This window comes from Leucobacter sp. NPDC015123 (assembly GCF_043080205.1).
Classification (GTDB): domain Bacteria; phylum Actinomycetota; class Actinomycetes; order Actinomycetales; family Microbacteriaceae; genus Leucobacter; species Leucobacter aridicollis_A.
Genome location: NZ_JBIBVH010000001.1, coordinates 234,994 through 250,865 on the forward strand (window position 1 = coordinate 234,994; position 15,872 = coordinate 250,865).

Sequence of the window (15,872 nt, forward strand, 5' to 3'; positions counted from 1 at the left end):
AGCTCTAGCTCTAGCTCTAGCTCTAGCTCTAGCTCTAGCTCTAGCTCTAGCTCTAGCTCTAGCTCTAGCTCTAGCTCTAGCTCTAGCTCTAGCTCTAGCTCTAACCCTGGACCTGGCCTACCCAGGCCCCTCAGCTCGCAAGACAGACACTATCTGACAAAACACCCCCTTGCCCACAGTGTTTAAGGACCCGTTTTGCAGGGAAGCTACTCTCCGGTGGGGTGAAGACGGCGAGGTGGAGCCGGTGCCCTCCCGCACCCACCCCTTCCCAACGGCCACCAGATCGTATACGATATGAAATACAAAGAGGAGACGAGGTAGTCATGACGCTCGAAAACGATGCAGCGCTTGAAAACGAAGCCGAGTTTGAGGCTGACTTCGACCAAGAGTTCGAGGCCGTGCTCGACAACGAGTTCGGAATCGACATGCCTGGCAAGATCATCGCCGTCCACCTGAACTACCCCTCGCGGATCGCACAGCGCGGCCGCACCCCCGAGTTCCCCTCATACTTCTTCAAGCCAGCCTCGTCGCTCGCGCCAACGGGCGGCACCGTCGAGCGCCCAGCCGGCACTGAGCTGCTCGCATTCGAGGGCGAGATCGCGCTCGTCATTGGCGAAGAGGCCCGCTGGGTCTCCCCCGAAGACGGCTGGAAGTACGTCTCGCAAGTGACCGCTGCCAACGATCTCGGGCTCTACGATCTGCGCGCCGCAGACAAGGGCTCGAACGTGCGCAACAAGGGCGGCGATGGGTTCACGCCGATCGGCCCGGTCACGATCCCGACCGATGGCATCGGTGAGGGCGACTGGCGGGTGCGCACCTGGGTCAACGGCGAGCTCGTACAGAACGACACGAGCGCCACCCTGAGGTTCCCGTTCGGCCAGCTCGTCGCCGACCTCTCGCAGCACATGACGCTCGAGCCCGGCGACGTGATCCTGACAGGCACTCCCGCGGGCTCGTCGGTACTCCTCCCCGGCGACGTGGTTGAGGTCGAAGTCGACGCCCCGACGGCGCCGGGCGCCCCGACCACCGGGCGTCTCGTGACGACAGTCAGACAGGGCGAGACCGAGTTCGGCGACTTCGGCAACCGTCCTGCGGTGAACGATCTCCAGCGGATTGAAGCGTGGGGCAGCGAAGACGAGCACGCCGCGGCCGTCGCCGCGGGCCGCGCGACCCCCCTCGACGGAACCGGCGCAGCAACCAGCGCCGCCGCAAACGCAGGCACCAGCGCCGCAGCAAACGGGGCCGACGCGAGCCCGCTCACCCCGGAGATCCGCGAACTGCTCAGCGGCGTTGCGGTCGCAACGGTCTCCGCGGCGCTCCGCAAGCGCGGCTACACCGAGATCTTCATCGATGGCGTGTACCCGAACCACGAGGGCGACACGATCCTCGGCACGGCGAAGACGCTCCGCTTCATTCCGTTCCGCCCCGACCTGTTCAAGGAGCACGCTGGCGGTTTCAACGCCCAGAAGCGCGCGTTCGACACCGTGAACGAGGGTGAGGTGCTCGTCGTCGAGGCGCGCGGTGTCCCTTCGACCGGAACCGTCGGCGACGTGCTTGCCCTCCGCGCGCAGGTTCGCGGCGCGGCCGGCGTCGTCACCGACGGCGGCGTACGCGACTTCGCGGCCGTGCAGCAGTTCGACATCCCTGTCTTCTCGCAGGGCGCGCACCCGAGCGTGCTGGGACGCCGCCACGTGCCGTGGGAGACCGACGTGACAATCGCGTGCGGCGGGGCTGCCGTCCAGCCGGGCGACATCATCATGGGAGACCGCGACGGCGTCATCGTGATCCCGCCGTTCCTGCTCGCAGAGGTTGCCACCGAGGCCGCCGCTCAGGAACTCGAGGACGCCTGGGTCGCCGATCGTGTCGCCGAGGGGCACGCGGTCGACGGGCTGTTCCCCATGAACGCTGAGTGGCGCGCACGCTATGTCGCAGAAACCGGCAGGGGCTAACCGATGAGTGCTGAATCGAAGTCCGAGCGCGCGTACCGCCTTATTAGGGGCAGGATCGACGCCGGCGAGTACATGCCCGGCTACAGGCTCGTGCTCGCCCCGATCGCCGCTGAGCTCGACATGTCGGTCGTGCCCGTGCGCGAGGCGATCCGCCGCCTTGAAGCCGAGCAGCTCGTCACATTCGAGCGGAACGTTGGCGCCCAGGTCTCGCTCGTGAAGGAGACCGAGTACCTGCACACGATGCAAACCCTCGCGCTCGTCGAGGGCTCGGCGACGGGCTTGGCAGCGCCGTTCATCACGAAGGATCAGCTCAGCCGCGCACGCGCAGTCAACGAGACTATGCGCGAATCGCTCACAGCCTTCGACCCGACACGGTTCACCGAGCTCAACCTCGAGTTCCACGCCGTGTTGTTCGAGACCTGCCCGAACCCCCACATTCTCGACCTCGTGCACCGCGGATGGAACCGCATGAAGGTGCTGCGGAACTCATCGTTCAGCTTCGTGCCAGGCCGCGCGAGCGAGTCTGTCGAGGAGCACGAACGCATCCTCGACCTCATCGAACAGGGTGCCAGCCCGCTCGAGATTGAGCTCGCGGCCCGCGCACACCGCACTGCAACTCTTGACGCGGTACTCGCACACTCCGACGAGCTCAAGCATCCGGTCTCGGCCGCGTAACCCATCCACCCATTTTCAAGTTTCCACTACCCAAACACGGAGGCGACAGCATGACTCACACGAAGCCCGCAGGGCTCCCTGACAAGATCCGCCACTTCATCGACGGCAAGTTCGTTGACTCGGTCGGCGGCGAGGAGTTCGACGTTCTTGATCCCGTATCGAACGAGACCTATATCCAGGCGGCGGCCGGCCAGCAGGCCGACATCGACCTCGCCGTTGCGGCCGCACGCCGCGCGTTCACCGAGGGCCCGTGGCCGAAGATGCTGCCGCGCGAGCGCTCGCGGATCCTTCACAAGGTCGCCGACATCGTCGAGTCGCGCGACGCGCAGCTCGCTGAGCTCGAGAGCTTCGACTCGGGCCTTCCGATCACCCAGGCCAAGGGTCAGGCCCGCCGCGCCGCCGAGAACTTCAGGTTCTTCGCCGATCTCATCGTCGCGCAGCACGACGACACCTTCAAGGTGCCGGGCCGGCAGATCAACTACGTGAACCGCAAGCCGATCGGCGTCGCCGGCCTCATCACGCCGTGGAACACGCCCTTCATGCTCGAGTCGTGGAAGCTCGGCCCCGCGCTCGCGACAGGCAACACCGTTGTACTGAAGCCTGCCGAGTTCACGCCCCTGTCAGCGTCGCTCTGGGGAGAGATTTTCCGCGAGGCTGGCGTGCCCGACGGTGTTTTCAACCTTGTCAACGGTTTCGGCGAGGAGGCCGGCGACGCGCTCGTGAAGCACCCCGAGGTGCCGCTCATCTCGTTCACTGGCGAGTCGAGCACGGGCTCGCTGATCTTCGCGAACTCGGCCCCCTACCTCAAGGGCCTCTCCATGGAGCTCGGCGGCAAGAGCCCGGCTGTGGTGTTCGCTGACGCCGACCTCGAGTCTGCGCTCGACGCCACTGTCTTCGGAGTGTTCAGCCTGAACGGCGAGCGCTGCACCGCCGGCAGCCGCATCCTCGTCGAGCGTTCGATCTACGACGAGTTCGTCGAGCGCTACGCCGAGCGGGCGAAGAACGTTGTTGTGGGCCTCCCCTCCGACCCGGCGACAGAGGTCGGCGCGCTCGTGCACCCCGAGCACTACGCGAAGGTCATGAGCTACGTCGAAATCGGCAAGACCGAGGGCCGCCTCGTCGCCGGCGGAGGTCGCCCCGACGAGTTCCCGGTCGGCAACTTCGTCTCCCCCACTGTGTTCGCTGACGTCGCGCCCGACGCGCGAATCTTCCAGGAGGAGATCTTCGGCCCCGTCGTCGCGATCACCCCGTTCGACACCGACGAGGAAGCGCTCGAGCTCGCGAACAACACGAAGTACGGCCTCGCAGCGTACATCTGGACGTCTGACCTCAAGCGCGCACACAACTTCTCACAGTCAGTCGAGGCCGGCATGGTGTGGCTGAATTCGAACAACGTGCGCGACCTGCGCACCCCGTTCGGCGGCGTGAAGGCCTCTGGCCTCGGCCACGAGGGCGGCTACCGCTCGATCGACTTCTACACCGACCAGCAGGCCGTGCACATCACGCTCAACGAGGCGCATTCGCCGCGCTTCGGAGCTGGCAAGTAACCACCAAGAATCCGGCCAGCGCGTTCCGCGACGAGCGCGCTGGCCACCCCACCAGGAAGGACATCCCCATGTCTGATCTCAAGGGTCGCGAAAAGACCTCATCTGGCTTCTACGTCACCAAGGAAGCCCCCATCCAGACCGACAACCCGATCCTCACGCCGACGTCGGAGGCACCCGACATCCTGCGCTGCGCGTACATGGAGCTCGTTGTCACCGACCTCGCGAAGTCGCGCGAGTTCTACGTCGACGTACTCGGCCTCACCGTGACCGAGGAAGACGAGAACGCAATCTACCTGCGCTCGCTCGAAGAGTTCATTCACCACAACCTCGTGCTGCGCAAGGGCCCGGTTGCCGCTGTCGCCGCGTTCTCGTACCGCGTGCGCACCCCCGAGGATCTCGACAAGGCCGTCGCCTTCTACACCGAGCTCGGCTGCCGGGTCGAGCGCCGCAGCGAGGGCTTTACCAAGGGCATCGGCGACTCAGTGCGCGTTGAGGATCCGCTCGGCTTCCCGTTCGAGTTCTTCTACGATGTCGAGCACGTCGAGCGTCTCGCCTGGCGCTACGACCTCTACACCCCTGGCGCGCTCGTGCGTCTCGACCACTTCAACCAGGTCACCCCCGACGTGCCGCGCGCGGTGCGCCACTACCAGGATCTTGGCTTCCGCGTCACCGAGGACATTCAGGACGAAGAGGGCACCGTGTACGCAGCTTGGCTGCGCCGCAAGCCGACCGTGCACGACACGGCTGCGACGGGCGGCGACGGCCCCCGCATGCACCACGTCGCATTCTCGACGCACGAGAAGCACAACATCCTCGCGATCTGCGACAAGCTCGGCGCGCTGCGCATGTCCGACCGCATCGAGCGCGGCCCCGGCCGCCACGGCGTCTCGAACGCGTTCTACCTCTACATCCTCGACCCCGACGGCCACCGCGTCGAGATCTACACCCAGGACTACTACACCGGTGACCCAGACAACCCTGTCGTCACCTGGGATGTGCACGACAACCAGCGCCGCGACTGGTGGGGCAACCCGGTCGTGCCGTCGTGGTACACCGAGGCGTCGCTCGTGCTCGACCTCGACGGCAACCCGCAGCCCGTCGTGGCCCGCACCGACGCCTCCGAGATGGCGGTGACCATCGGCGCCGACGGCTTCTCGTACACCCGTGACGACGAGGGCGAGAAGGGCTTCAAGCTCGGCAACACCCTGTAACCAGAGCTATGGCGGAGGGGCTGGAGCGCGCACGTGCTCCAGCCCCTCCGCCATTTCAGCTGCGCCGGCGGCGACCCGTCGTAACCCGGCAGGTGGCTGCAAGCTCCGCGGGCGCTCACACGTTCTCATCGCACCCGAACTCCCATAGCATTTGCGGGCGAGGAGAACGTTTGGGGCGAGACGGAAGGGAGTCAGGCGAGCATCGCCCCAAGCATAAGCGTCATGGCACCGGCGTCGACCGCCGCGAGTCGGCGGCCGCCCCTGGCCGCGGCAAGCGCCGCGGTCGCGAGCGCGACGGACAACACCACTACTGCCGCAAGCAGCCATCCGACCGATGGCGCCCCACCGTGGTTGTGCGCTGCCGTGACAGCAAGCGGAGACGCGGCAGGCTGGGATCGAGGGGCGGCACTCACGAGCAGCAGCGCCCCCATTGCTGGGTACGACAGGGCGGTCAGGATCCCGTGCGCAACTCGGGCCCCGCTCAGGGTGGCTGGCGCTGCGGCAGGTCCGGGTGATCGCCACAGTCCGACGGCAGCACCGCCATCGCACGTCGGGTCACCATCGCCAGCCGCACCACGGTCCGCGCCGAAGCCAGCACTCCAATCGCCGGCCCGGCCAACGCCCAGCCCTCCGGCTGGCCGCAGCGAGGCCGCGGTAATGAGCCCGGCGCAGACGAGCAGCGCTGCCCATAGCGCGGGAGCCACGAGCCCGACGATCGCGTGATCGAACATCGCCGCGAACATCACGCATGTGGCGCCCAACTGCAGCCGATTTCCCGACCGCGCGGCGCACCACAGGCACAGCGCGGCGGCGGAGACCATCACCACGGGCATCATCGGCACCGCCGTCACTGCGTACATGCTTTCACCCTAGGAAGCACTCCGGTGGCGGGGCGCTTCCTAGGCGAGACGTGCGCCCACAGTCATGCACCGTGCGCCGCCTGCGGCCTCACTTTTGACTGATCGTCGAGGTCTGCACTCGCAGACATGGGCTGTGCGCTGCTGACACAGCCCAGCCCTATCTCCAAGCTGTGCGCCTTCTTAGACTCTGATCGACGCACGTCTCTGGGCCCCAGGGCGTGCACAGGCAACGACGCCACGAGAGGACTCACGCATATGAGCGAAGCACCGCACACTCAGCACAGCGCGCACGACCCAGGGCTCAGCCGCCGCACGCTCGGCGTCCCCGCGATCACCCTCATGATCATCGCTGCATCTGCCCCGCTCACCGTCGTGGCGGGCGGAGTCACGACCTCCTTCGCAGTCACCGGGTCTCTCGGCGTTCCGCTCGGATTCCTGCTCATCGCAGCTATTCTCACAGTCTTCGCGGTCGGCTACACCGCGATGGGCAGGCACATCACGAACGCTGGCGCGTTCTACGCCTATATCTCCCGAGGGCTCGGCAGGGCGGCAGGCGTCGGGGCCTCGCTCATCGCACTCGTCGCCTACAACGCAATGCAGATCGGCATCTTTGGGCTGTTCGGGTTTCAGCTCTCAATGTTTCTGGAGGCAAAGCTCGGGTTCTCCTCGCCGTGGTGGCTCTGGATCATCATCGGCATCATCGCTGTCGGGCTCCTCGGCGTCAACAAGATCGACGTCTCGGCAAAGGTGCTCGGCGTCCTCGTCGCGCTCGAGTTTCTCGTAGTCATCGTGTTCGACGTCTACGCGCTTGCAGCCGCGCCTGAGGGTGTGACTGCGGCTACCCTCAACCCGGCAGAGCTGTTTGGCCCATCACTCGGCATCGTGCTCGTGTTCGGCGTTGCAGCCTTCATGGGGTTTGAGGGAGCGGCGATCTACGGTGAAGAGGCGAAGGATCCGAAGCGGACAGTCCCGCGCGCCACCTACGCGGCTGTCGCGATCATTGGCGTCTTCTACGCGTTCAGTGCGTGGGCATTCTCGGTGGGCGTTGGGCCCTCGAGCATTGTTGGGGCCTCGCAGGAGTTCGGCCCAGACCTCATGTTCGTGTTCATGTCTGAGCACGTCAGCGTCATCTTCGTGGACATCATGAACATCTTGTTCCTCACAAGCTTGTTCGCGGCACTGCAGTCGTTCCACAATGCTGTCGCCCGATATTTCTTCTCGCTTGGCCGCGAGGGCGTGCTGCCAGGCTGGTTCGCGCACACAGCGAAGTCAGGGGCGCCGTGGGCGGGATCCGTCGCGCAGACAGTGATCGCGCTTGTGGTGACGGCTGGCTTCGCAATCGCCGGCGCGCTCGGCGGCGAAGCTGCGCTTGGCGAGCAGGGGTTCCTCTACCCGGTGCTGACGATGTTCACTTGGCTCACGAACACTGGCGCGATGGGCCTCGTCATGCTCATGGCAGTCATTGCCGCGGCAGTCATCGGCTTCTTCGCGCGTGACAGGCGCGGCCTGGGCCTCTGGACCACGCTCGTCGCGCCGCTGATCTCAGGTCTCCTGCTCGCGTGGGTGTTCGTCATGATCATCGCGAACTTCCACTTGCAGCTCGGGCAGGAGGCTCCGTCGGCGGCCACCTACGTGCTGCCGATCATCGTCGCTCTTGCAGGCGCCGCCGGCGTCATTTGGGGTCTCGTGCTGAAGGCGAGGCGACCAGCTGTATACGCGCGGATCGGTCATGGCACGGAGCCGGGCGCCTACGGCACCGAGGCTGTCGACGTCGTCGGCGCCTCCGAGGGGTAGCCTGCGCAGTCACCACGAGCCAGCACGTCGCACCAGGTGCCCACGTCCGGTATTCCGGACAGGGTCGCCTGGTGCGACGTTGTTTGGGTCCGTCAGGCAGGGTGAGATGGAGTCATCGGCTCGATCACAGACCGTTTGAAAGGAACCAACGATGGCTCTCCCCGGCGCACGCCCCGTCCGCGCACCCCGCGGCACCGAGATTTCAGCGAAGAGCTGGCAGACCGAGGCCCCGCTTCGCATGCTCATGAACAACCTCGACCCCGAGGTTGCCGAGCGCCCTGACGACCTCGTCGTCTACGGCGGCACAGGCCGCGCCGCCCGCAGCTGGGAGGCGTTCGACGCGATCGTCGACACGCTCCGCGACCTCGAAGAAGACGAGACGTTGCTCGTGCAGTCTGGAAAGCCTGTTGGCGTGTTCCGCACGAACAAGTGGGCGCCCCGCGTGCTGCTCGCCAACTCGAACCTCGTCGGCGATTGGGCGACCTGGCCCGAGTTTCGAAAGCTCGAGGCAGAGGGCCTCATGATGTACGGGCAGATGACGGCGGGCTCGTGGATCTACATTGGCACGCAGGGGATCCTGCAGGGCACCTACGAAACCTTCGCGGCGGCTGGCCGCAAGCTCCAGGGGCAAGGGCGCATCACCCCTGTCGAGGGCAAGGGCTCGCTCGCTGGCACAATCACGCTCACCGGCGGCTGCGGCGGCATGGGCGGCGCGCAGCCGCTCGCGGTGACCCTGAACGACGGCGCATGCCTCATCGTTGATGTCGACAAGACCCGCCTCGACAGGCGCGTCGGCAAGAGGTACCTTGACGAGGTCGTCGAAGACATCGACGAGGCGCTCGCGAAGGTACAGCAGGCGAAGCAAGAGCGCCGCGGCTGGTCTGTCGGCCTCGTTGGTAACGCGGCCGAGGTCTTCCCCGAGATTCTGCGCCGTCACCAGGCAGGCGAAATCACAATCGACCTCGTGACCGACCAGACGAGCGCGCACGACCCCCTGTCGTACCTGCCCATCGGCTACTCGGTCGACGAGCGTCTCGCTCGCGCCGAGCAGGATCCTGAGCAGTTCACCCGTGACGCGCAGGCGGCGATGGCCGCTCACGTCAAGGCGATGGTTGAGTTCCAGGATACTGGCGCCGAGGTGTTTGACTACGGCAACTCAATCCGTGATGAGGCCCGCAAGGGTGGCTACGACCGCGCATTCGAGTTCCCAGGCTTCGTGCCTGCGTACATCCGCCCGCTGTTCTGCGAGGGACTCGGACCGTTCCGCTGGGCGGCCCTCTCGGGCGACCCCGAAGACATCCGCGTCACAGACGAGGCGCTGAAGGAGCTGTTCCCGGAGAACGCGCACCTGCACAAATGGCTCGACGCCGCTGCCGAACGCGTCGAGTTCGAGGGCCTTCCCGCGCGCATCTGCTGGCTCGGGTACGGCGAGCGCCACCAGGCCGGGCTGCTCTTCAACAGGCTCGTCGCCGAGGGCAAGGTGAAGGCGCCGATCGTGATTGGCCGCGACCACCTCGACTCCGGGTCGGTCGCGTCGCCCTACCGCGAGACCGAGGCAATGGCCGACGGCTCGGACGCAATCGCAGACTGGCCGCTCCTTAACGCCCTCACTGCGACATCGTCGGGGGCGACCTGGGTGTCGATCCATCACGGCGGCGGCGTTGGCATCGGGCGCTCGATCCACACCGGCCAGGTCTCGGTCGCCGACGGCACCGACCTCGCTGCCGAGAAGCTCGAGCGCCTACTCACAAACGACCCGGGAATGGGTGTCATCCGTCACGTCGACGCTGGATACCAGCGTGCAGACGAGGTCGCGAAGGAGCGCGGGGTACGCGTGCCACTCGAACCCACGATCCGGAACACTGAGGCAGCCTGGTAATTCCTGCTGGCGCACCCCTGCAGAGATAACTCACGACACATCCTGGGAGACTGAGCACATGACCCACGCGATCCTCATCGACAACATCGGCGAGCTCACAACGAACGACCCCGCACTCGGGGACGGGGTCGGTGGCCGCATGCGGGATGCCGCCGTGGTGATCGACGGCGACAGGATCGCGTGGGTTGGCCCAGCAGCGAACGCCCCGGCGGCCGACGAACGTGTCGACGCCGAGGGCCGCGCGGCGCTTCCCGGCTGGGTCGACTCTCACACCCACATGGTGTTCGCGGGCGACCGCACCGCCGAGTTCGAGGCGCGCATGGCCGGTGAGGGATATGCCGCTGGCGGCATCAATGTCACGGTGGACGCCACTCGGGCGGCCTCCGAGGCCGAACTCGGGGCGAACCTCGCACGGCTCGTAGGCGAGGCGCTTCGCGATGGCACGACAACGATGGAGACGAAGACAGGCTACGGGCTGACGGTCGCCGACGAGGTGCGCTCGGCGCGCGTCGCGGCCGCTCAGGTCGACGCAGTCACATTCCTGGGCGCGCATCTGGTGCCTGCTGGCGCAGATCCGGCCGAGTATCTCGAACTCGTGACCGGCCCGATGCTCGCTGCCGTGGCACCGCTCGTCAGCGCCGTCGACGTGTTCTGCGAGACCGGCGCCTTCGACGGGGCGGCAACCGAGCGGATCCTCACCGCGGCGGCCGCGGCCGGCCTCGCGACCCGCGTACACGGCAATCAGCTCGGGCACGGCCCAGGCACGCAGCTTGCCGTCGCGCACGGGGCGTTGAGCGTCGACCACCTCGGTTTCCTCGACGACGCCGACGTCGAAGCGCTCTCGGGATCGTGGTCGCGGGCGAACGGCGAACGAGGGACAGTCGCGACAGTGCTCCCCGCATGCGACCTCTCAACGCGCATGCCGCTCGCCCCGGCGAGGCGCCTCATTGACGCAGGCGCCGTCGTCGCGATCGCCTCGAACTGCAACCCTGGGACGTCGTACACGAGCTCGATGGGGTTCTGCGTCGCGACCGCGGTGCTGCAAATGGGGCTCTCGATTCAAGAGGCCGTCAGCGCAGCGACGCTCGGCGGCGCGATCGCGCTCGGCATGCACGAGGACGGCTGGGTCAATCCCCGTGGCGAGGCCCAGGGGCGAGTCGGTGTTGTCTCCCCCGGCGCACGCGCCGATGTGCAGCTGCTCGACGCCCCGTCAGTCACGCACCTCGCATACCGCCCTGGGATGCGCCTCACTCACGGCGTGTGGAAGGCTGGTGTCCGCTCGGTCTAGCCCGATGGCACTATGAGACGGCTGGCAGGTCCCGCTGCACATCGAGCGCGGCCCGGTCCCGCTTTGCGAGGCTCGTAAACCGGGAGCGTCCAACGACGACGACAGCCACGATCATCAGCACGAACCCGAGGGCGTACGGTGCAGCGTGAGAGACGCTCGCATACAGCACCCCGGCGATGAGCGGCGCGATGACGTTCACCCCGGTGTTCAGCGATTGCATCACCCCGGCGATCCACCCCTGTTCGTGCTCGCCGACCTGTTGCGACAGCACACCGTCCATCGCCGCGGTCGCGGGTCCTTGGCCTCCGCCAATGAGCAGCGTCCCAACGATCAGGATCCATGGCTCCGCAAACACCGACCCGACAACGGCAAGCGCCGCGAGTCCGGCTGCCTGGGCGATGAGCCCGGAGACAATGATGCCTCGCTCCCCAAGCCGTGGGAGGAGGATCTGCATGAGCACGCCCTGCAAGACGATGTCGAGAATGCCGATCGCGGCGGTAAGCAGCCCGATCGCAGTTGCCGTCCACCGCACCTGGTCGAGCGCGAGCACGCTGAAGTTGTTCACGAACATCCCGAACGGGAGTGCCACGAACACGAGCGCTAGGAGCAGTCCGCGCAGCTCTGGCCTGCCGAAGGCACCCCGGAAGACCGCTATTGGGTGGAGCCCCTCCAGTTTCAACCGCGACGTGCGCTTCTCGGGCGCCAGGCTTTCTGGGAGTGCGAAGAAGCTCACGATGGCGACACCGAGCGCGATTCCGGCGGTGACAAAAACTGGGAGGTCGACGTGGATCGCGGCGAGCAGCCCACCTAGCGCCGGGCCGACCATGAAGCCAACGCCATTCAGCGCGCCAAGCAGCCCGAAGCGTTTCGCACGCTCCGCAGGCGGTGTGATGTCGGCAGCGTAGGCGAACAGCGCTGGCATGTCGCCTGCGGTGATGCCCTGAATAACCCTGCCTGCAAGCAATACCCAGATCGAGCCGCCGATGCCGAATGTCGCGAACCCGACCGCGGCGCCGAGCGTCGCCACGATGATGACCGGGCGTCGCCCGAAGCGGTCTGACAGTCCACCGAACAGTGGCGCAACGAGAAAGGCGCAGAGCGCGTTCACCGACTCCAACACGCCAACCCAGACTGCGAGGTGGGCTGGGCTATCGACGTAGCGCTGCACAACGAACGGAAGCACAGGGAGCACGACTGTCATTCCGATGACGTTGAGCATGGTGATTGAGATGAGTGTGATCCAGGCTCTGCGCCTGGTCGCTGCCGCCTGCGTTCGCGCCGAGAGGGAAGAAGTCATGTCAAAAAGTGTATCAATACCACTTTCGTAGTCAAGCCAAGTTTGGATTGATACCAGGATCGAGACAGGTGGCGATAGAATCGGGACATGGCTGAGCAACCCCCACTCGGACGCCGCGAGCGCAAGAAGGCGGCAACGCGAAAGGCGATCTCCGACACGGCGACGCTCATGTTCCTCGAACGCGGCTTTGACAATGTGAGCATTCGAGAGATCGCTGATCGCGCAGACGTCTCCCCAACGACGGTCTTCGCTCACTTCCCACAAAAAGAGGCCCTCGTGTTTGATGAGGACGAGGAGCATCGGGACGGCCTCGTCGCTGCGGTTCGAGAGCGCCCCGCCGGCGTCTCAATTACTGACGCACTCTACGAGTACTACCTTCACGGCATGCTCGAGGACCGCGCCTGGCACGGCGACAGCACGCGCGAATTTCTCGCACTGCTCGACAACACGCCCGCGCTCGCCGACTACGCCGCGCGCATGTGGACGCGGCACGAACACGCCCTCGCCGCTGCCATCGCAGACGACATGGGGCTCGACACTCCGAGCCCCGAGATTCGGGCATACGCGCGCTTCGTACTGCAAATCCAACTGCTCGCGAACAATGATGACGACCCGGCGACGATGCTCGCCGGATCGTTCCGGATCTTGAACGATGGCTGGCGTTCATTCGCCGACCGCTGACCCGGCGCCCGCCCCGAGCGTGAACCTGCCGCTAAAACACCTCGCCTGAGCCAGCCAGTGAGGGCAGCTAGCTGCGCGCTCCCCGCGCGGCCAGCGGCTAGAGGGCAGGATGCCCCCTGCCGTGAATGCGGGCCGAGAGCGCCTCAGCGGTCTCACGAACTTCGGCCGCCACCTCGCCATATCGCTCCTCCGAGACTTCCTCATCTCGAAACGTGATGGCCACCGCAGCGATCGGCCACTCACGGTGGTCGCGCACGGGCACGGCGACCGATGAAAACCCCTCCGTCACCGATCCGCGCTCTGTCGCAAAGCCGCGTGTCACAGCGTCATCGAGCACCGTGCGCAGCTGCGAGTAGCGGTTGATTCCGTCTGGCGTAGCGAGCCGATGCGAGAAGGCCTGCGCGTTCGGATACAGCGCGCGCACCTGAGCGCGCGGCAGCGCAGCGAGCACCGCACGCCCACTTGCCGTGAGATGCATCGGCAGCCGAACGTCGACGTCAGTAACGAGTGACGGCGAGCCTGGTGAACGCTCCTCGATCACATACAACACGTCGCTGCCGCTTGGGACGGCAAGGTGCCCGCTCAGCCGAACCCTGTCAACGAGGGCGGCAAGCAACGGACGCCCCAACCGAGCGAGCGGCTCTTGCCGCTCGTAGGCGGAGCTGAGTTCCACGGCGGCGATCCCTAACCCATAGCGCCGCTCTTCGGGAAGGTGCATCACATAGCCATGCTCCTGAAGCGTGGCGAGCAACTGGTACACAGTGGAGCGGGGCAGCTTCAACTGCGTCGCGATCATTCCGGCGGGCACAGGGCCGCGAGACCGCGCAAGCAGGCTCAGTATGCGCAACGTCTGATCCGCCGCGGGAACCTTCGGCTCTCGCATTCGCCGCACCCCTCTCCCATTTCACGGCCCGTCGGCTCGGCCTCGCCCGTCGAGTAATCAGCTGCAGACTATCGCAGCGGCCCGCTGGCGTCCGGAGCGAGTGCTCCTCGGCCCGAGAAGCGGGAACCCGGCCCGCGCTCCTCGGGCACGGCGGACTCGCGATGCAAGTCGCGAGTCCGCCTCCGCACCGCTACGCCAGCTTCGCCCCGAGCGCTTCCTCGGCCGCACCCAGAGCCGCGCCGCTCACGACGAAGCTATGGGCCGCGTCGATCGTCGGCGAGAGGAAGGTGTCTGTGTCTGGCTCGGGGATCTCGGTGCGGAAGAGCGCGTGGATCGCCGCCGTCGCGGGGGCCGGGGCGCCAGCCCCCTCGGCCGCGCGGAAATCGAGCGCGCGCGTGGACGCAAGCAGCTCGATCGAGAGCACGCGGGCGAGCCCGTCAATCGCCCGCCGAAGCTTGCGGGCGGCCGCCCACCCCATCGAGACGTGATCTTCCTGCATCGCCGACGACGGGATCGAGTCAACAGACGCCGGCGTCGCGAGCCGCTTCAGCTCGGAGACAATGCCAGCAGCCGTGTACTGCGCAATCATGAGGCCAGAGTCGAGGCCCGCGTCTGCTGCCAGGAACGGCGGGAGCCCGTGGTTTCTGGCGACGTCGAGGAACCGATCTGTGCGGCGCTCAGAAATCGACGCGAGGTCCGCTACGGCGATGGCCAAGAAGTCAAGCACGTATGCGACAGGGGCGCCATGGAAGTTTCCGTTGGACTCGACTCGGCCGTCTGGCAGCACAACCGGGTTGTCGACGGCCGAGGCAAGCTCGACGGCTGCGACTCGGTCCGCGTGGGCGGCGGTGTCGCGCGCGGCACCGTGCACCTGCGGCGCGCAGCGCAGCGAATACGCGTCCTGCACCCGGCTAAACTCACCCTCCTTCGGGCGCTGCACCAAGTGCGAGTCGGCAAGCACCGCAGCCATGTTTGCTGCCGACGAAGCCTGGCCCGGATGCGGGCGAAGGGCGTGCAGTTCGGGCTGGAAGACGGCATCTGTTCCGGTGAGGCCCTCAATGCTCGCGGCAGCAGCAACGTCAGCGATGGCGAACAGTCCGTCGAGATCGTGGAGCGCGAGGCACAGCATGCCGAGCATCCCATCGGTGCCGTTGATGAGCGCGAGGCCCTCCTTCTCGGCAAGCACGAGCGGCTCGATACCGGCAGCCGCGAGCGCTTGGGCCGCGGGAATCGTGGGCGCATACGGATCCTCGTCTGCTGCTGTCCCTACTCGCACGTTCCCCTCGCCCATGAGCGTGAGTGCGCAGTGGGCGAGCGGGCTCAGATCGCCCGAGCAGCCGAGCGAGCCGTACTCGTGCACGACAGGAGTGATACCCGCGTTGACGATCGCAGCGTACGTTTCGACTACGACGGGGCGCACCCCAGTTCGCCCCGTTGCAAGTGTCTGCAGACGGAGCAGCATGAGCGCACGCACCACCTCGCGCTCGACCTCTGGGCCGGTGCCGGCTGCGTGCGAGCGGATGAGGCTCCGCTGGAGTTGCTGCCGCTTCTCGACAGGGATCTGTACCTTCGCGAGCGCCCCGAACCCAGTCGAAACACCGTAGTGGGGGCGGGTGTCGTCGGCGAGTTCGTCAATCACTGCGCGGCTGGCCGCGACGCGTTCGAGCGCGGCAACTGAAATTGAGATTCGTGCGTCATGGCGAGCGACCGCGACGACGTCGTCGCGGTTGAGTGGCGCATCTCCGAGGAGCACTGTGTGGGTCATATCGGTCATGATTCGATCACACCGCATCCCCCGTCTGTCGTGT

12 protein-coding genes are annotated in these 15,872 nt (G+C 66.4%); 8 read left to right on the forward strand and 4 right to left on the reverse strand.

Annotated features, from left to right (window positions below):
- Positions 1-425 precede the first annotated feature (425 nt).
- From ACF07D_RS01010 to hpaD, 4 genes are all read left to right on the forward strand, one after another.
- On the forward strand, positions 426-1,949 hold the full coding sequence (locus ACF07D_RS01010; RefSeq protein WP_391503936.1) for a fumarylacetoacetate hydrolase family protein: 1,524 nt from the start codon (positions 426-428) through the stop codon (positions 1,947-1,949).
- Positions 1,950-1,952: 3 nt separating this feature from the next.
- Positions 1,953-2,624 (forward strand): GntR family transcriptional regulator, encoded by a 672-nt coding sequence (locus tag ACF07D_RS01015; protein WP_255809411.1) that lies wholly within the window; start codon positions 1,953-1,955, stop codon positions 2,622-2,624.
- Between the two features lie 50 nt (positions 2,625-2,674).
- Positions 2,675-4,171 (forward strand): 5-carboxymethyl-2-hydroxymuconate semialdehyde dehydrogenase, encoded by a 1,497-nt coding sequence (gene hpaE / locus ACF07D_RS01020; RefSeq protein WP_391503573.1) that lies wholly within the window; start codon positions 2,675-2,677, stop codon positions 4,169-4,171.
- A gap of 68 nt (positions 4,172-4,239) precedes the next feature.
- Positions 4,240-5,382, forward strand: coding sequence for a 3,4-dihydroxyphenylacetate 2,3-dioxygenase (gene hpaD / locus ACF07D_RS01025; protein ID WP_119281434.1), 1,143 nt, complete (start codon positions 4,240-4,242; stop codon positions 5,380-5,382).
- Between the two features lie 191 nt (positions 5,383-5,573).
- Here the strand turns inward: hpaD and ACF07D_RS01030 are convergent, their stop codons facing one another.
- Complete coding sequence (locus tag ACF07D_RS01030) at positions 5,574-6,242, reverse strand: hypothetical protein (protein WP_391503574.1); 669 nt, start codon at positions 6,240-6,242, stop codon at positions 5,574-5,576.
- Between the two features lie 255 nt (positions 6,243-6,497).
- Here ACF07D_RS01030 and ACF07D_RS01035 point away from each other — a divergent pair, with 255 nt between their 5' ends.
- From ACF07D_RS01035 to hutI, 3 genes are all read left to right on the forward strand, one after another.
- Positions 6,498-8,036: an APC family permease gene (locus ACF07D_RS01035; protein ID WP_391503575.1), complete on the forward strand. Its 1,539-nt coding sequence runs from the start codon at positions 6,498-6,500 to the stop codon at positions 8,034-8,036.
- Between the two features lie 151 nt (positions 8,037-8,187).
- Positions 8,188-9,915 (forward strand): urocanate hydratase, encoded by a 1,728-nt coding sequence (gene hutU, locus ACF07D_RS01040; protein ID WP_391503576.1) that lies wholly within the window; start codon positions 8,188-8,190, stop codon positions 9,913-9,915.
- 58 nt (positions 9,916-9,973) lie between these two features.
- Entirely contained in the window at positions 9,974-11,203 is a 1,230-nt protein-coding gene (gene hutI, locus ACF07D_RS01045; protein WP_391503577.1) for an imidazolonepropionase, read from the forward strand.
- A gap of 10 nt (positions 11,204-11,213) precedes the next feature.
- Here the strand turns inward: hutI and ACF07D_RS01050 are convergent, their stop codons facing one another.
- Positions 11,214-12,500, reverse strand: a complete 1,287-nt coding sequence (locus ACF07D_RS01050) for an MFS transporter (RefSeq protein ID WP_391503578.1) — start codon at positions 12,498-12,500, stop codon at positions 11,214-11,216.
- A gap of 87 nt (positions 12,501-12,587) precedes the next feature.
- Here ACF07D_RS01050 and ACF07D_RS01055 point away from each other — a divergent pair, with 87 nt between their 5' ends.
- Complete coding sequence (locus ACF07D_RS01055; RefSeq protein WP_391503579.1) at positions 12,588-13,181, forward strand: TetR/AcrR family transcriptional regulator; 594 nt, start codon at positions 12,588-12,590, stop codon at positions 13,179-13,181.
- 97 nt (positions 13,182-13,278) lie between these two features.
- Here ACF07D_RS01055 and ACF07D_RS01060 read toward each other — a convergent pair whose 3' ends face one another.
- Positions 13,279-14,064 (reverse strand): IclR family transcriptional regulator, encoded by a 786-nt coding sequence (locus ACF07D_RS01060; protein ID WP_391503580.1) that lies wholly within the window; start codon positions 14,062-14,064, stop codon positions 13,279-13,281.
- Positions 14,065-14,254: 190 nt separating this feature from the next.
- Entirely contained in the window at positions 14,255-15,838 is a 1,584-nt protein-coding gene (hutH, locus tag ACF07D_RS01065; protein WP_370647863.1) for a histidine ammonia-lyase, read from the reverse strand.
- Positions 15,839-15,872: the final 34 nt, after the last annotated feature.